The sequence below is a fragment of the Streptomyces sp. NPDC055025 genome (genome assembly GCF_053608565.1).
This window is the reverse complement of sequence record NZ_JBSGVS010000008.1, coordinates 105,393-120,382: the sequence shown is the minus strand read 5'-3', so window position 1 is coordinate 120,382 and position 14,990 is coordinate 105,393. Positions and strand designations below refer to the sequence as shown.

Sequence of the window (14,990 nt, the reverse complement as noted above, 5' to 3'; positions counted from 1 at the left end):
GGCCGCTCACGCGCCGCTCATCCGGTGACCGCGGGCAGATCGGGGCCGATGGTGAGCGTCACCGTGCCCGGCGCGGCCCGGACGGACCGGACGGGGACAAGACCGGGAAGCCGCGCGGCGACCGCCCTGGCCTGGTCCGCGAGACCCTCCGGATAGCTGAGCGTGGTGCGGTCGGCCGGCGCGGGCGCGTTGCCGGTGCCGCTGATCCGGAAGCCGAACCCCCTCAGCCGGTCGGCCGTCTCCCGGGCCTTGCCGGACACGCCCGTACCGTTGAGGACCGTCACCGCCACGGTGGCCGCCGCCGGGGGCAGTTGACGGGCCGCCGCCGCCAGCAGGGCCCCGGTCATCTCCCGGTCGAGGGCGAGGGCGGTGAACAGCCGCTGGGCGGCGGGTCCGTTCCAGACGACATTGGCCCGGTCACTGGGAACGTCCCGTTCCCGGGGGTAGTTGGGCACGGTCAGGAAGGAGATCCGTTCCGTGGGCAGCGAGGTGAGGCCGGAGGCCAGCTCGTGGAGGGGCTTGAGGCCGGCCAGTTCGGGATCGGTGGTGAGTGACCCGGTGGCCGAGTCGAGGAATCCGTACAGGGCCCGGGGATCGTAGAGCCTCGACCTGGCGCGGGCGGCGAGTGCCCGCATGAACTCCTGCTGCCGGCCGATACGGCCGATGTCCGTGCCGTCGCCGAGGCTGTAGCGGGCCCGTACATAGCCCAGGGCCTGGCTGTCCTTCACCGTCTGGCATCCCGCGCGGAGATCGAGATGGGCCTTTCTGTCGTGGATGGGCCGCTCGGGACAGATCTCGACTCCCCCGAGAGCGTTGATCATTCCTGTGAATCCCCGGAAGTCCACGACAAGGAAGTGGTCGACGCGGACCCGGGTGTTCTGCTCGACGGTCTTGATCGCGCAGGCAGCGGCCTTGCCGGTGTCCCCGGTGGAACCGCCGATCGCGAACGCCTCGTTGATCTTGAAGTCGTGCGGTACGGAGAAGGTGCCGTCCCCCTGGTCGCAGGCCGGGATCCGGACCCAGGAGTCACGCGGGAAGGACACCACCGTGGCCCACTTCCCGCCGCCGCCGACATGGAGCAGCAGCAGGGTGTCGGACTGCATGGTGGTCAGCCCCCGGCCGTAGCCGTCCCCCGCGCCTTCGCGGCTGTCGGAGCCGATGACCAGGATGTTCCGCCCGCCCTGGGTGGCCCCGGGCCGGTTGTCGCCGATCGCGTCGTCCACACCCGCACCCTGGATGTTGCCGCTGAGCCGGGTGTACAGCCAGCCGCCCGCCCCCGATGTGCCCAGCACCAGAAGAGCGGCGGCCAGGGCGATCCAGCGTCCGATCCGACGGCGCGGGGAGCGCGGGCGCGGGCGTCCCCCGCTCCGCGCGGGCCGGTTCCCCGGGCTCGTCCGTACTGCGTCCACGGCGTCAAACTCCTTACTGCGGCCCGGTCGTGGAACGGATCGTACGGGGAGCGACGTGCCCGATGTGCCGGATGTGTCGGACAATCATTCAGCCGGGAACGAGGATCGGCCACGCGTCGAACACGGGTGCCGAAGCCGACCGGGAGCACCACACCGCGGGCCCGCGGGAGCGGGGCTCCCGCAGGCCCGCGGGGGCGGGGGGCAAGGTACGTCGGACGGCCCTGTCCGGTGGCCCGGGGTCCGCGGGTGCCGTGTAGTGGAGGGTGCGGCCCCGGCCGGGCGGGCGGTGTGCCGTCCGCGTGCGGGCCGGATCGGAGGAGCCTCGATGGGGAGCACGTCCAGTACGGCCGGTGTCATGGCCGTGGCGCTGCTCTGCGTCGCGGCGGCGGCCGGCTGTGCCGGCGGCGGCGGAGGCGGCTCATCGGCGGCGCGGTCCGAGGCACCCGACGGTCTCGCGGCGGACGCGCCCACCCCCTCGGGCCCGTCCTCGCCCGGCGTGGACAGGGACGAGGTGTCCGCGCGGTCCACCCCGCTCGGCAGGATCCTGGTCGACGGCGCGGACCGGACCCTCTATCTCTTCGAGGGGGACAGAAGGAACCTGTCCACCTGTACGGGGCCCTGTGTGAAGATCTGGCATCCGCTGACCGTGGCGAAGAGGGCGGCCTCGGGCGGCGGCGGGGTCGAGGAGAGTCTGCTGGCTGTCGCCGTCCGCGGTGACGGCGCCCGGCAGGTCACCTACAACGGGCATCCCCTCTATACGTTCGAACTCGACCACAAGCCCGGCGACACCAACGGCCAGGGCGACATCTCCTTCCAGCACAGGTGGTACGTCGTCGACACCGCGGGCCACAGGAACACCACCCCGCAGCAGGACACCGGCGGTCTCTACTGATCCCCGCCCCCGCCTCCGAACCCCCTGGCCACCGGTGAGACAGGAGAAGCGATGTCATCAGACACGTCCGTCGTATCCCCCCATCGCGGACGGAAGCTCCGTGTGCTGCGGGGAGCGGCCCGGCTGGTGGCCGCCGTCGCCCTGGCCGTGAACGCCTATGTCCACGCCGATCTCGCCCCCCGCTACGACCTCGTCTCCGAGAACATCAGCCAGGGCACGCTCTTCCGTATCGAGGCCGGTCTGGCCGCGCTGGCGGCGCTGCTCGTGCTGATCTGGCACCGGCTGATCAGCGATCTCTTCGCCTGGTGCGTCGCCGCCGGAGGTCTGGCGCTGGTGTTCGTGTACCGGTACGTCGATGTCGGCACCCTCGGGCCGATCCCGAACATGTACGAACCGAAGTGGTACGACGAGAAGTTCGTCGCCGTCGTGGCGATGGCGGTCGCCGTCCTCGCCACGGTCTTCCTGCTGCTCACCCACCACTGGCGGCGGGGCCGGGGCGTCCACGCGGGTCTCGGCAACCGCAGGCGCCGCCGCGGCGGGACGTCCTGACGGGACCGCCGCCCCGCCCCCGGCGGTGGAGCCGGGGACAGGGCGGCGGCGGGAACGGCGGGGCGGCCGGGCGCCGGTCACCCGCATACGGCCACCCGTACAGCGTTTACTCGTACAGCGGCTGCCCGTACAGCGTTTAGTCGTACGGCGTTTACTCGCAGGGCGTTTACTCGTACGGCGTGAGGAACTCCTTCGGCCTCAGCGCACGCTCCACGATGCGGGTGTCACCGATCCAGCCGTAGAAGCCCTGGCCGAACTGCTCGTCGAACTGGGTCCCGCCGATGACGAAGGGCTTGCCGAGCGTCGCGATACCGGTCGACTCCTGCGTGGGGTTACGGGCGATCTTCGAGCCGTCGACGTAGATCACCGTACGGTGACCGTCGTTGACGACGGCGATGTGCGTCCACCGTCCGACCGGCAGGGCGTGGCTCCATGAGGTGGGGTCGGCGTCCTGGCGGTGTGCGTAGACGACGAACTGGATGAACCGCTCCGGGGAGATGTTGAGGCTGCACGTGGGCTCGTCGGGCGACCAGCCGGTGGTCTTGCCCGCCTCGCTGTTGCGTCCCTCCCAGCTCAGGATGCCCATCCAGGCGTGATCGCCCTCGAAGGGCTCCGGCAGCTTGATGAAGGTCTCGATGGTGTAACCCGAGGTGAACTTCGTGCTGTTGAGCGGCGCGTTGGCGGAGGTGGTGAGGATGGCGCCGCGGTCGGGGGACTTCCCGCCGTCGAACCGCAGGCTCGCGTGGGCCGGCTGGCCCGTGTGGTGGTCGTCCGACCAGGTGAGCGCGTCGGCGCCGCTGGAGTGCAGTCGGCTCACGGTCAGGTCGTTGCCGTTGCCGGTCAGGTCGCGCGCGACCTTTCCGTCGGCGACGGGCGTGCCCGCCGTGCCCGCGCCCCCGAGCCCGGAGGAGTCGAAGCGCCAGTAGGCGACGGTGCCGCGCGGCATCACGGCGGAGGCCGGGCGGGCCGGCGGCGGTACGACAGGGGCGAAGCCCGCGAACCGGGTGGCGAAGTCGACGTCCAGGCTGAACCGGTCGGTGGGACCGGTCAGTTCGATCGTCTCGGCCTCCAGCGGTGTCCGCTTCTCCGGGTTGCGCGCGAGGAACCAGGGCGAGAACGTCTCGACGTCGATGACTCCGCGCGCGAGGTCGAAGTCGTACAGCCGGATCATCGCGGCCCCGCCGTAGTAGCGGTCCTGGTAGTTGGTGATGTGGACATGGACGTCATTGCCCGCGCCGTTGGTCAGGACGGTACGGCCGGGCGGCCAGTAGTGACCGCCGAGCGCGAGGAAGATCTGGTCGTGGTCGCGGATGAGGCCGTCCCACAGCCGCTGCCCGTTGCCCGAGAGCTGGGCCTTGCCGTCGTCGCCGGACGCGGCGATGTCATGGGTGGTCAGGATGGCCGGCAGCGTCGGGTGCTGGTCGAGCACCGAGCGCGCCCAGTCCAGCCCCGCGTCGGACACACGCCAGTCCAGGGCGAGGACCAGCCACTCGCGTCCCGCGGCGTTCACCACGTGGTAGCTGTTGTAACCGTCGCGCGAGGAACCGCCGAAGGTCGGCATGGACGCGTAGCGCGCCGGTCCGAAGGCCCTCAGATAGGCGGAGTCACCGCGCTGGTCGTCGGCGCCGTTGATGTCGTGGTTGCCCGCGAGCACGCTGTAGGGCAGTTTGCCGTCGAGCGTACGGAAGGTCTCGGCGGCCAGCTCGATCTCCTCGCTGGTGCCGTGCTCGGTGACATCACCGAGGTGCGTCATGAAGGCGATGTTGGCCTCCTTCCGCTCCTTCACCAGGTAATCGAAGGTCTCGCGCAGCGGCGCCGGGTCGGAGCTGTCGGCGTCGAAAAGGTACTGGGTGTCGGGAAGGACCGCCAACGCGAACCGGGGGCTCACACTGTCGAACCGACCGGTCTCGCCGCCCGACGCCGCCTGCGCCGGTGCCGCGTCGAACAGTGTCGCCGCCGCCCCCGCGGCCGGCACGGCGAGGGCCGCCTGAAGCAGCGTCCGTCTCGCCGGCTTGCCGTGGTTGTCTGCTGTGCTCATGTCGAACTCCCTGCGCTGTACATCTGTGTCAGCCGCACTGTTCTGATCAGCCATGGCGCGACGATGGCGGACAACTGAACGCCATCTGCCCGTTCGCGGTACGTATGGGCCGGTACGCACGCGAGTGCGCCGAACGGGCATCGGCGGAGGGCGCGTCGGTTTCCCGACCGGGAGACCGTTCGGTCGGTCATCGCGGCACCGCGCGAAATCCGTTGGCGACGATCCGCCGCCGCTGCGTCCGGGGAGCCGGTTCCGGCCCGACCCGGAGGTCTTCCCGCACACGCCGGCGCGCCTTCCCGCCGTCCGGCGGCCATGGCTGCGGGCGATCTACGACCAGGTGCGGGCCCGCCCGTACGGCTACCCGTTCCAGGGTGCCTCGGGCGGGGACATCGGCTCGCCCCGGGTCAGAACTCCTTGCGGAGCACGGTGAGCAGTTCCCTGGTGCGGCTCGCGGGCTCCGCGTGGGCCACCATGCGGTCCATCGCCTCCATGTGCTCGGCGACCTCGCCCGCCTCGTCCAGATAGAGCGCGCCCGTCAGATACTCGATGTACACCATGTCGGGCACTTCGGGGACGTCGAAGCGGAACAGTACGAACGGGCTGTACGTCCCGGGGTGGTGTCCCGCTTCCAACTCGGCGATCTGGAGCGTCACATTGGGCTGCTCGGTCGCCTCGATCAGACGGTCGATCTGCGCCCGCATCACCGCCGCCGAGCCGACGGGTCTGCGCAGGACGGTCTCGTCCAGGACGGCCCAGTAGGCCGGTGCGTCGGGGCGGGTGAGCAGCGCCTGACGCCGGCAGCGCAGGGAGACATGGCGCTCTATCCGCTCGGAGTCGGCCGTCCTCCCCAGCGCGCCCGTGGTCAGGACCTGGCGGGCGTACTCCTCGGTCTGGAGCAGACCCGGGACGAAGTGCGGTTCGTAGACCCGGATGGTCGTGGCGGCCTCTTCGAGGCTGACATAGCCGCTGAACCACTCCGGGAGTACGTCATGGAAACGCTGCCACCAGCCCGGCTCGTTCGCCTCCTCGGCCAGCCGCACGAATATCCCGGCCTCCGCCTCGGACACCCCGTACGCGGGCAGCAGGATCTGGAGATACGGGATCTTGAGCCCGACCTCGGCCGTCTCCATCCGCCGGATGGTGGCCGCGGTGATCCGCAGCAGCCTGCCGGCCTGCTCCCTGCTCAGCCCCGCCTTCTCGCGCAGGGCACGCAACTGCCTACTGAGAACGAGCTGCCCGATCGTCGGGGCAGACCGCGGTTCGCTCATGTCCCACCCCCGAGCAACACCACCGTTTTCGGGCAGTGTGCCACAGCAACTGGTATGTGGGGATGCCATGTTGATCGCACAGTTCACTCTTCATGTCACTTGAGTCCCCGACGTGACCGGGGAGACGCCCGGAGCCGCCCCCTCAGCCGCCGCCCCCCTCAGCCGCCGGGGCCGCGGAAGGCGCGCCGGTAGGTGTGCGGGCTGGTGCCGACGACACGCTTGAAGCGTTCCCGGAAGGCCGTGGGCGAGCCGAATCCCGCCTGTGCGGCGATGCGGTCGACGGAGTGGGTGGTGGTCTCCAGGAGGTACTGGGCGCGGCGGACACGGGCGTGGTGGAGCCACCGCAGCGGTGTGGTGCCGGTCTGTTCGCGGAAGCGCCGGCTGAGGGTACGGCTGCTCATCCTGGCCCGCGCGGCGATGTCCTCCAGGGTCAGGTCCCGGTCGGCGTTCTCGTCCATCCACCTCAGGAGCGGTTCCATGGTGGATCCGGACGGCGAGGGCGGCTGGGCGTGGACGATGAACTGGGCCTGGCCGCCTTCGCGTTCGAGTGGCATGACCGAGAGTCTGGCCGTGTCGGCCGCGACGGCGGAGCCGTGGTCCTTGCGGACCATGTGCAGACAGAGGTCGAGTCCGGCGGCGGCTCCGGCCGAGGTGAGGAACTGCCCGTTGTCGACATAGAGCACATCGGGGTCGACGGTGACCTCGGGGTGAAGGGCCGCGAGACGGTCGGCCGCGATCCAGTGGGTGGTGGCGCGCAGCCCGTCGAGGAGACCGGTGGCGGCGAGTACGAAGGCGCCGGCGCAGATGGAGGCGATACGGGTGCCGGCCGCCGCGGCCTCGCGCAGCGCGTCGAGCACGGCGACGGGGACCGGTCCCGCGTGCTCCAGGGTGCCGGGGACGATGATCGTGTCCGCCTCGCGCAGCCGGTCGAGACCGTGCGGGGCGCGCAGCACGAACGGACCGGCGTCGACCTCTTCCGTGGCGGCGCAGATCAGGACGCGGTAGGCGGCGCGGCCGTCCGGCAGGCGGGTGCGGGAGAACACCTCGATGGGGGTGGCGAGGTCGAAGGAGACGACCTGTTCGAGCGCGATTACGGCCACGGTGTGCATGGCGAGAGGCTAGGGCAGGAACGGCTCACGGCCAAGGGCGCCGGAGCGGGGACGATGCGGGGGGCGTGTCCGTACCATGCCCGCCGTGCGGGGATGTGCGCCGGTGAGCGCCCATGGGTGCCGGTACCGCACCGGTGCCGCGCCTATGCCGTGCCGGTGCCGTATCTGTGCCGCGGGGACACGGTGTCCGCTTTCCCATGGCTTGCGGCTCCTGGCGAGAATCCGTTGAAACCTGGCACTCAAGCCACTACTGGACGGCGGAACCCGCGCCTAACGTCGGGCACGGCTTCCCGCGCGGTGGGCCTCCGCACCTCCTTCCGGTGCCGTCGCCCACCGCATGCCGCCCCAGCCGCACGCCTGAGAAAGCACCCACCTGTGACGAAATTCCTGCTCGCCGTTCATGTCCTGGCCGCGATCGTCGCGATCGGACCGGTCACCGTGGCCGCCAGTATGTTTCCGCCGACCGTCCGCCGGGCGCTGGCCGAGCCCGGCGACCGGCAGGCGGTGGCATGGGTGCGTCTGCTGCACCGGATCTGCCGCGTCTACGCCGTCATCGGTCTGGCGGTGCCCGTCTTCGGGTTCGCCACCGCGAGTTCGATGGGTGTGCTCGGGGACGCCTGGCTGATCGTCTCGATCGTTCTGACCGCGCTCGCGGCCATCGCCCTCGGCGCGCTCGTACTGCCCCGCCAGGAAGCCCTGTTGACCGAAATCGAGGCGATCGAGGCGACGGCGACAGAGCCAGCGACAGAGCCAGCGACGGTGCCGGCGACAGGCCATGACACCCCGGCTCCCGCGCCGGCCTCGCCCACGGGGCCCGCGGACCCCGCCCCCGAGCCGCCGGGACGCCGGGCGACCGCGCGACTGGCCATGGCCACCGGGATCTTCAATCTCCTCTGGGCCACCGTGACGGTCCTCATGATCATCCGCCCCGGCTCCACGACGGGCGCCTGACACACACCCGCCCTCGGTTCCCGAACGCCACCCGGGCCTCCGGGTGGCGTTCCCGTGCCCGGGAATCCGCGCGGCCTCCCTTCGCCCGCGATGCCCCGTCGGGCCAAAAGTCCTTCATGGCACGGTTCTTGATGTGGGGTCATTGCCAAGTCATTGCATGGCCATGTCATGTCGATGACATGGCCTCAGACCATCTTGTCGGCGCCCCCCACCCTCCGCGATCGTTCTGGCACAGGCGGTGCAGGAATCACTCGCACCGCCTCACGCATACATCCGTATGCGTCCCCCACATTTGCGCACGCACCCCCGCGCACACGTTGAGGAGGACCCCTCACATGGCAAGGATGCGTACCACCAGGACGCGGATCGCCGCCGCGATCACCGCGACCGCGGCGGTCACGGCTCTCGCGGCCGTCTCCGTTCCCGCCCAGGCGGCCCCCGCGGTCGGCACCGTCGTCGGCGCCGACTCCAAGGACGCCGTCCAGGGCAGCTACATCGTCACTCTGAAGGAGACGGCCGGTCTCAAGTCCGCCTCGGCCGCGGGCCGGAGCGTCGTGGCCGAGTACGGCGGTACGGTCGAGCGTACGTACACGGCGGCCCTCAACGGCTACGCCGCGAACCTCTCGCCCGAGCAGGCGCGGAGACTGGCGGCCGACCCCGCCGTGGACAAGGTCTTCCAGAACCGCACGGTGCGCGCGTTCGCCACCCAGACCAACCCGCCGTCCTGGGGCCTGGACCGTATCGACCAGACGGCGCTGCCGCTCGACCGGCAGTACACCTACCCCGACACGGCCGGTCAGGGCGCGACCGTCTACGTCATCGACACCGGGGTCCGGATCACCCACCAGGACTTCGGCGGGCGGGCCTCGTACGGTTACGACGCCGTCGACGGTGACAACACCGCGCAGGACGGCAACGGCCACGGCACCCATGTCGCCGCCACCGCCGCGGGCACCGCGTACGGTGTGGCCAAGAAGGCCAAGATCGTGGCCGTCCGCGTGCTCAACAACTCGGGCTCCGGCACGACCGCCCAGGTCGTCGCGGGCATCGACTGGGTGACCCGGAACCACTCGGGTCCCTCCGTCGCGAACGTGTCCCTGGGCGGTGGCCCCGACGCCGCGCTCGACACCGCGGTGCAGAACTCCATCAACAGCGGTGTGACGTACGCGATCGCCGCCGGTAATTCCGGAGCCAACGCGCAGAACTACTCGCCGGCCCGTGTCGCCGCCGCCATCACCGTGGGCGCGACGACCAGCACCGACGCCCGCGCCAGCTACTCCAACTACGGCGCGCGCGTCGACCTGTTCGCTCCCGGCAGCTCCATCACCAGCGCCTGGAACACCTCGGACACGGCGACCAACACCATCAACGGCACCTCGATGGCCACTCCCCATGTGGCCGGAGCGGTGGCCGTCTATCTCACGGGCCACCCCACCGCGACCCCGGCGCAGGTCTCCACGGCCCTGGTGAACGGCGCCTCGTCGAACGTCGTGACCAATCCCGGCAGCGGCTCGCCCAACAAGCTCCTGAAGATAGTCCCGTAACGGACCGTCGCAGATCGTAACGGACTGTCGAGAAGCCGACAGCGCCGGCGCCCGTCGCCATCCAGGCGGCGGGCGCCCCGCGTTCGGCGGACCGTGCGGCCGTATACACGCGCGGAACACATCCGCGCGGACCGATCCGACCCGGACCGGCCCCCGCGGCGACCGGACAGGACCGGACCTTCAGCCCCGGTATGTCTCCAGCAGCCGCAGCCACACCTCGCTGATCGTGGGATACGACGGGACCGCGTGCCACAGACGGCTGATCGGGACCTCCCCGACGACCGCGACGGTGGCCGAGTGGAGCAGCTCGCCCACCCCCGGTCCCGCGAACGTCACACCGCGGAGGATCTCACGGTCGAGATCGACGATCATGCGCGCGCGGCCCCGGTAACCGTCCACGAAGAGCGACGCGCCCGCCACATTGCCGATCTCGTAGTCGACGGCCCGCACCCGGTGGCCCGCCCGCTCGGCCTCGGCGAGGGTAAGACCGACCGCCCCGATCTCCGGGTCGGTGAAGACGACCTGCGGAACGGCGCCGTGGTCGGCGGTGGCGGCGTACGGGCCCCAGGGCGCCGGGTCCGGTACGGCCGAGTCCCGGGCCCTGGCCGCGATGGCGGCGCCGGCGATACGGGCCTGGTACTTGCCCTGGTGGGTCAGGAGGGCGCGGCGGTTGACATCGCCGACCGCGTAGAGCCAGTCGCTCCCCTCGACCAGACAGCTGTCGTCCACGGTCAGCCAGGAACCGGGCTCAAGACCCACCGACTCCATACCGATGTCGTCCGTGCGCGGTGCCCGGCCGGTGGCGAAGAGGACCTCGTCGGCCTCGATCCGCTCGCCGCCCGCCAGCACGACCGTCACCGGGCCGGTACCGCCGTCGCGCTCGACCGCGGCGACCGAGACCCCCGTACGGATCTTGGCGCCCGCCTCGGTCAGCGCGTCGACCACCAGCTCACCGGCGAACGGTTCCATCCTCGGCAGCACTCCGTCGCCGCGCACCAGCACGGTGACCTCCGAGCCGAGCGCCCGCCACGCGGTGGCCATCTCCACGCCCACCACTCCCCCGCCGACGACCACCAGCCGCTCCGGGACCCGCTGGGAGCTGGTCGCCTCACGGCTGGTCCAGGGGTTGGCACCGGGGAGTCCGGGCAGGTCGGGCAGCAGGGCACGGCTGCCCACGCACACGGCGACGGCATGGCGGGCGGTCAGCACCCGCCGCTCGCCGTCGGGGCCGGTGACCACGACCCTCTTCTCGCCGGCCAGCCGGCCGTGCCCGCGTACGACGGTCGCTCCCACGCCTTCGAGCCATGCGACCTGGCCGTCGTCCTTCCAGTTCGAGGTGAACTCATCGCGGCGGGCCAGCACCGCGGGCACGTCCAGCGGGCCGTCCACTTCCTGGCTCAGCCCCGGCATCGCGCGCGCCTCGGCACGCAGGATCACCGGGCGCAGCAGCGCCTTGCTGGGCATACACGCCCAGTACGAACACTCGCCGCCGACCAGTTCGCTCTCCACGACCGCCGTGCTCAGTCCGGCGGCCCTGGCACGGTCGGCGACGTTCTCCCCGACCGGTCCCGCACCCAGCACCACCACGTCATATTCCATCGCTTCCGTCATGGGGTCAGTCTGGTGCGACGGTCGCCGCATGGCCACACGATCTTCGGGCAGGGGCCAAGGAATACCGCGATACCGCCGACGGTTGTCGCATGCGGCTGCCCACCGGAGAGCAGGAAGAGGTAACAGGACATGGCCACTGTGGAACTCACCAAGGACAACTTCGACCGGACGGTGTCGGAGAACGACTTCATCCTGATCGACTTCTGGGCCTCCTGGTGCGGACCGTGCCGCCAGTTCGCCCCGGTGTACGAGAAGGCCTCGGAGCGTCATGACGACCTCGTGTTCGCCAAGGTCGACACGGAGGCACAGCAGGAGCTCGCCGCCGCCTTCGACATCCGCTCGATCCCGACGCTGATGATCGTCCGCGACAATGTCGCGGTGTTCGCCCAGCCCGGCGCGCTGCCGGAGACCGCCCTGGAGGATGTGATCGGCCAGGCCCGCGCGCTGGACATGGACGAGGTGCGCAAGTCGGTCGCGGAGGCCGAGGCGAAGGCCAAGAACACCGAGAGCGCCTAGGTTCCGTCCGGTTCGCGCCGTACGGGCGTCTTGCACAGGCCGAGAACACGTGGCGCCGGGGGGATTCGTCGGCCCAAGCCCCCGGCGGTACGGGCCGGTTCGGCCGGACCGGTGCGGCCACGCGTGCGGTGGTGACGTGGTGAGTACGCGTCAGCACGCTGGGCGGACGCGTCTGTTCCGTCCTCAGGGCCCCGGGACGGCGATCACCCGGACCGACATCCCGTAGTCCAGTTCCGCGCCGTCGACCAGCAGCGCTTCCACCGTCAGGGTCTCCGGGTCGATGTCCGCCACCATGCCGTTGCCCGCGTACCTCGGATAGCCCGAGGCCCCTGTGTCACCGGTCGCCTCCACGACCGCCGAGCGCAGGGCGTTCGCCGCGCTGGGCGGGCCTTCGCCGGCCTCCGTGAACTCGGCGACCAGAAAGATCTCGAAGCGCTGCGGCACGGTGCTCATGCAGCCGACGCTAACCACCCCGCGACGGCACCGCATGTCGCCGCTGTCCGCCGCCCCCCGTCAGCCGTGCTCCGGTCCCCGCGCGCCCCGGCTCCGAGCCCCGGGCCCCGGGCTCAGGTGGACTCGCGGTGGACGGCCCGCGCCCCCATCAGATCGTGGCGCTCCGGCTCGCCGTCCGGGTCGCGGACGACCCGGTGCACGAGTTCGGCCAGCCGCTGTCCCGTCACCATGTCGATACGCACGGTGGAGAGCCGGGGCCGCAGCAGTCTGCCGAGCAGCAGATCGTCCGCACCGATCACGGCCGTCTCCTCGGGGACGCCGATCCCCTCGTCCTGGAGCGCCCGCATCAGGAGCATCGCGTACTCGTCGTTGTACGCGAAGACGGCGTCCAGGCCGAGTGCGCGCCAGCGGGCGGCGAGGGCCGCCGCCGACTCCTCCTCGTACGCGAGCGGCAGCGGCTCGATCCGGGCGCCGGTGCCTTCGGCGGCCGTACGGGCCCCCGCGAGGCGCGGGTCCGCGAACAGATCCAGGCCGGGTTCCTCCGGCATCACCACACCGATCCGGGCCCGGCCGCGCCCGAGGAGATGGGCCACCGCCGTGCTCCCGATCCCACGCTGGTCCATGACCAGCGCGTGCGCGCCGGCGACCCGGTGGGGACCGAGTGTGATCACGGCTCGCGCACCGGACCGTTTGAGCAGGTCCACGCCCTGCGGGGTCAGGGCGATCTCACCGAGCGAGACGACGGCGACGGGCCGCAGCTCGGCCCAGGCGCGGGCCGCCGTGTCCCCGTCCATGCCGAGACTGCCGTACTGCACCACGGTGTAGCCGAGCCGCCGCAGAGCCCACTGGAGCTCGTTGAAGAAGGCGCTGTACAGGGGCCCGACGGGGACATGGGCCGCGGGCAGCAGCACGATCCCGGTGTGCCCGGCGCGCAGACTGCGGGCCGCCGCGTGCGGTACGTACCCCAGCCGCTCCGCGGCCTCGCGCACCTTGCGACGGGTGGGCTCGCTGATCCGGACGGCCGAGGTGTTGTTGAGCACGTACGAGACGGTGGCACGGGAGACACCGGCCAGCCGTGCCACATCGGCGCTGGTCGGGACCGGGCGTTCGACCGGGACGGGACGTTCGGCGGAGTGTGCGGCGGACTGCTCGGGAAACGGGCTCATAGCTCCCGGTATCTTTCCAGACACCGCGCGGCAGGGTCCCCCGGATGCCCTCACCCGGCCCCGGCCGCCGGGGCGCCGCACGGACGTTCTAACGTCGTGCGGATGACGACCTTCTCCGACGCCTCCGGCGAACTTCCCGGCCGTGCCGGTCCCACCGCCACCACCGAGGCCGATCCACGTGCCGTGGGTCCGGTCCGCACCTCGTACGCCCCCGAGCACGACGGCGACCCGGACCCCGGCGAGATCGTCTGGACCTGGGTGCCCTATGAGGAGAACGACGGGCGGGGCAAGGACCGGCCGGTGCTGGTGGTGGCCCGTGAGGCGGCGGGCACGCTGCTCGCCGTCCAGCTCTCCAGCAAGCGCCATGACCGCGACCGCGAGTGGGTGCCGATCGGGGTGGGACCGTGGGACCGCGCGGGGCGCGAGTCCTGGGTGGATGTCGACCGGGTGCTGCGGGTCCATGAGCGGGGTATGCGGCGGGAGGCGTGCGCCCTGGACCGGGGGCGGTTCAATCTGGTCGTGAACCGGCTCAGGGAACGCTACGGCTGGAGCTGACACCGTTCGCACGGCGGCGGAGGAGGGATCTACGCGAACGCTCGCCGGAAGGCCCCCAGTGTGGTCGCTCCCGCCGTCCGGTCGAGCACCGCGAAGACCACCTCGTCGAAGCGGTCCGCGAACCGGCCGTCCCCGGTGAGCGGCGCGCGGAACGCCTCCGCGACCGCCGCCGGGTCGTTGCGGAAGACACCGCAGCCCCAGGCGCCCAGCACCAGCCGCCGGTAACCGCGCTCCGCCGCCGTCTCCAGCACACGCTCCGCACGGGAGGCGAGCGCGGCCGGTATCCGGTGGGCCTGCTCGGGCGCACGCCGCGCGATCACCCCCGCGTTCGGCGCGGCCGAGGTCAGAAAGCCCACGTGGTACGGCGTGCCGAGCAGCCGGCCCCGGTCGTCGCGGAAGACCGGCACACCCGGTGAGTGGATCACACGGTCGCTGTAGAAGGGGCTGCGGTCGGCGCGGTGGTGGGCGTAGAACCCGGGCACGCGCAGCAGTGTGGTGTAGAGGGCGGAGGCCCGGCAGAGCGCCTCCTCCTGGGCCTGTGCCCCGTTGAGATAGCCTCCGCCGGGATTGCGGGCCGAGGAGAAGTTCAGCACGGCCACCGGACCCGTTCCCGCCGCCGTCAGCCGTTCCGCCGCCTTGAGGCTGCTCTCACCGGTCACCTCGACCGCCGCCGTCACCCGGTTCACCGTACGACCCGCCGTGAGGCCGGTACGACCCGCCTCGGGACCGGCCGTTCGTCCCGCCGCCGACATGGCCGCCGCGGCCGGAACCGCGACCCCGACCGGTCCGGGGCCGTACATCCGCGTGCCCTTGAGCGAGGCGTCGAGTGCCGCGCGAATCACCACGTCACGGCCGTCCGGGGCACGGTACTTCCCCATTCGGACGATCTCCTCGGTTTCTTTCGCGATGCCCCGCAGCCGTGCGCTCAT

Annotated in this window: 14 protein-coding genes; 6 read left to right on the top strand and 8 right to left on the bottom strand. The window is 71.4% G+C overall.

Annotation, left to right across the window (positions count from 1 at the left end):
- Window positions 1-17: 17 nt before the first annotated feature.
- Window positions 18-1,409 (bottom strand): LCP family protein, encoded by a 1,392-nt coding sequence (locus ACWGDX_RS07680; protein ID WP_453623211.1) that lies wholly within the window; start codon window positions 1,407-1,409, stop codon window positions 18-20.
- A 325-nt stretch (window positions 1,410-1,734) separates the two neighbouring features.
- Between ACWGDX_RS07680 and ACWGDX_RS07675 the strand changes: the two genes are divergently transcribed.
- Entirely contained in the window at window positions 1,735-2,301 is a 567-nt protein-coding gene (locus ACWGDX_RS07675; protein ID WP_453623209.1) for a COG4315 family predicted lipoprotein, read from the top strand.
- Window positions 2,302-2,352: 51 nt separating this feature from the next.
- Entirely contained in the window at window positions 2,353-2,850 is a 498-nt protein-coding gene (locus ACWGDX_RS07670) for a hypothetical protein (protein WP_453623207.1), read from the top strand.
- A 166-nt stretch (window positions 2,851-3,016) separates the two neighbouring features.
- Here the strand turns inward: ACWGDX_RS07670 and ACWGDX_RS07665 are convergent, their stop codons facing one another.
- From ACWGDX_RS07665 to ACWGDX_RS07655, 3 genes are all read right to left on the bottom strand, one after another.
- Window positions 3,017-4,888, bottom strand: coding sequence for a LamG-like jellyroll fold domain-containing protein (locus tag ACWGDX_RS07665; RefSeq protein WP_453623205.1), 1,872 nt, complete (start codon window positions 4,886-4,888; stop codon window positions 3,017-3,019).
- Window positions 4,889-5,292: 404 nt separating this feature from the next.
- Window positions 5,293-6,156 carry a helix-turn-helix domain-containing protein gene (locus tag ACWGDX_RS07660; protein ID WP_453623203.1) on the bottom strand — a complete coding sequence of 288 codons (864 nt, stop codon included), beginning with the start codon at window positions 6,154-6,156 and terminating at the stop codon, window positions 5,293-5,295.
- 158 nt (window positions 6,157-6,314) lie between these two features.
- On the bottom strand, window positions 6,315-7,265 hold the full coding sequence (locus tag ACWGDX_RS07655) for a GlxA family transcriptional regulator (protein ID WP_453623201.1): 951 nt from the start codon (window positions 7,263-7,265) through the stop codon (window positions 6,315-6,317).
- 375 nt (window positions 7,266-7,640) lie between these two features.
- On the opposite strand from ACWGDX_RS07655, the gene ACWGDX_RS07650 reads away from it, so the two are divergent.
- Window positions 7,641-8,216, top strand: coding sequence for a protease (locus ACWGDX_RS07650; RefSeq protein ID WP_453623199.1), 576 nt, complete (start codon window positions 7,641-7,643; stop codon window positions 8,214-8,216).
- Window positions 8,217-8,551: 335 nt separating this feature from the next.
- Entirely contained in the window at window positions 8,552-9,760 is a 1,209-nt protein-coding gene (locus tag ACWGDX_RS07645; RefSeq protein ID WP_453623197.1) for a S8 family peptidase, read from the top strand.
- Between the two features lie 180 nt (window positions 9,761-9,940).
- Here ACWGDX_RS07645 and ACWGDX_RS07640 read toward each other — a convergent pair whose 3' ends face one another.
- On the bottom strand, window positions 9,941-11,371 hold the full coding sequence (locus ACWGDX_RS07640; RefSeq protein WP_453623195.1) for a dihydrolipoyl dehydrogenase family protein: 1,431 nt from the start codon (window positions 11,369-11,371) through the stop codon (window positions 9,941-9,943).
- Between the two features lie 129 nt (window positions 11,372-11,500).
- Here ACWGDX_RS07640 and trxA point away from each other — a divergent pair, with 129 nt between their 5' ends.
- Window positions 11,501-11,887, top strand: coding sequence for a thioredoxin (trxA, locus tag ACWGDX_RS07635; protein ID WP_383032713.1), 387 nt, complete (start codon window positions 11,501-11,503; stop codon window positions 11,885-11,887).
- A 183-nt stretch (window positions 11,888-12,070) separates the two neighbouring features.
- On the opposite strand, the gene ACWGDX_RS07630 is transcribed toward trxA, so the two are convergent.
- Window positions 12,071-12,340, bottom strand: a complete 270-nt coding sequence (locus ACWGDX_RS07630) for a hypothetical protein (RefSeq protein ID WP_382857580.1) — start codon at window positions 12,338-12,340, stop codon at window positions 12,071-12,073.
- A 113-nt stretch (window positions 12,341-12,453) separates the two neighbouring features.
- Window positions 12,454-13,506 (bottom strand): LacI family DNA-binding transcriptional regulator, encoded by a 1,053-nt coding sequence (locus tag ACWGDX_RS07625; RefSeq protein WP_453623192.1) that lies wholly within the window; start codon window positions 13,504-13,506, stop codon window positions 12,454-12,456.
- 102 nt (window positions 13,507-13,608) lie between these two features.
- Between ACWGDX_RS07625 and ACWGDX_RS07620 the strand changes: the two genes are divergently transcribed.
- Window positions 13,609-14,061: a type II toxin-antitoxin system PemK/MazF family toxin gene (locus ACWGDX_RS07620; RefSeq protein ID WP_453623190.1), complete on the top strand. Its 453-nt coding sequence runs from the start codon at window positions 13,609-13,611 to the stop codon at window positions 14,059-14,061.
- A 29-nt stretch (window positions 14,062-14,090) separates the two neighbouring features.
- On the opposite strand, the gene ACWGDX_RS07615 is transcribed toward ACWGDX_RS07620, so the two are convergent.
- Window positions 14,091-14,990: a TIGR02452 family protein gene (locus ACWGDX_RS07615; protein WP_453623189.1), complete on the bottom strand. Its 900-nt coding sequence runs from the start codon at window positions 14,988-14,990 to the stop codon at window positions 14,091-14,093.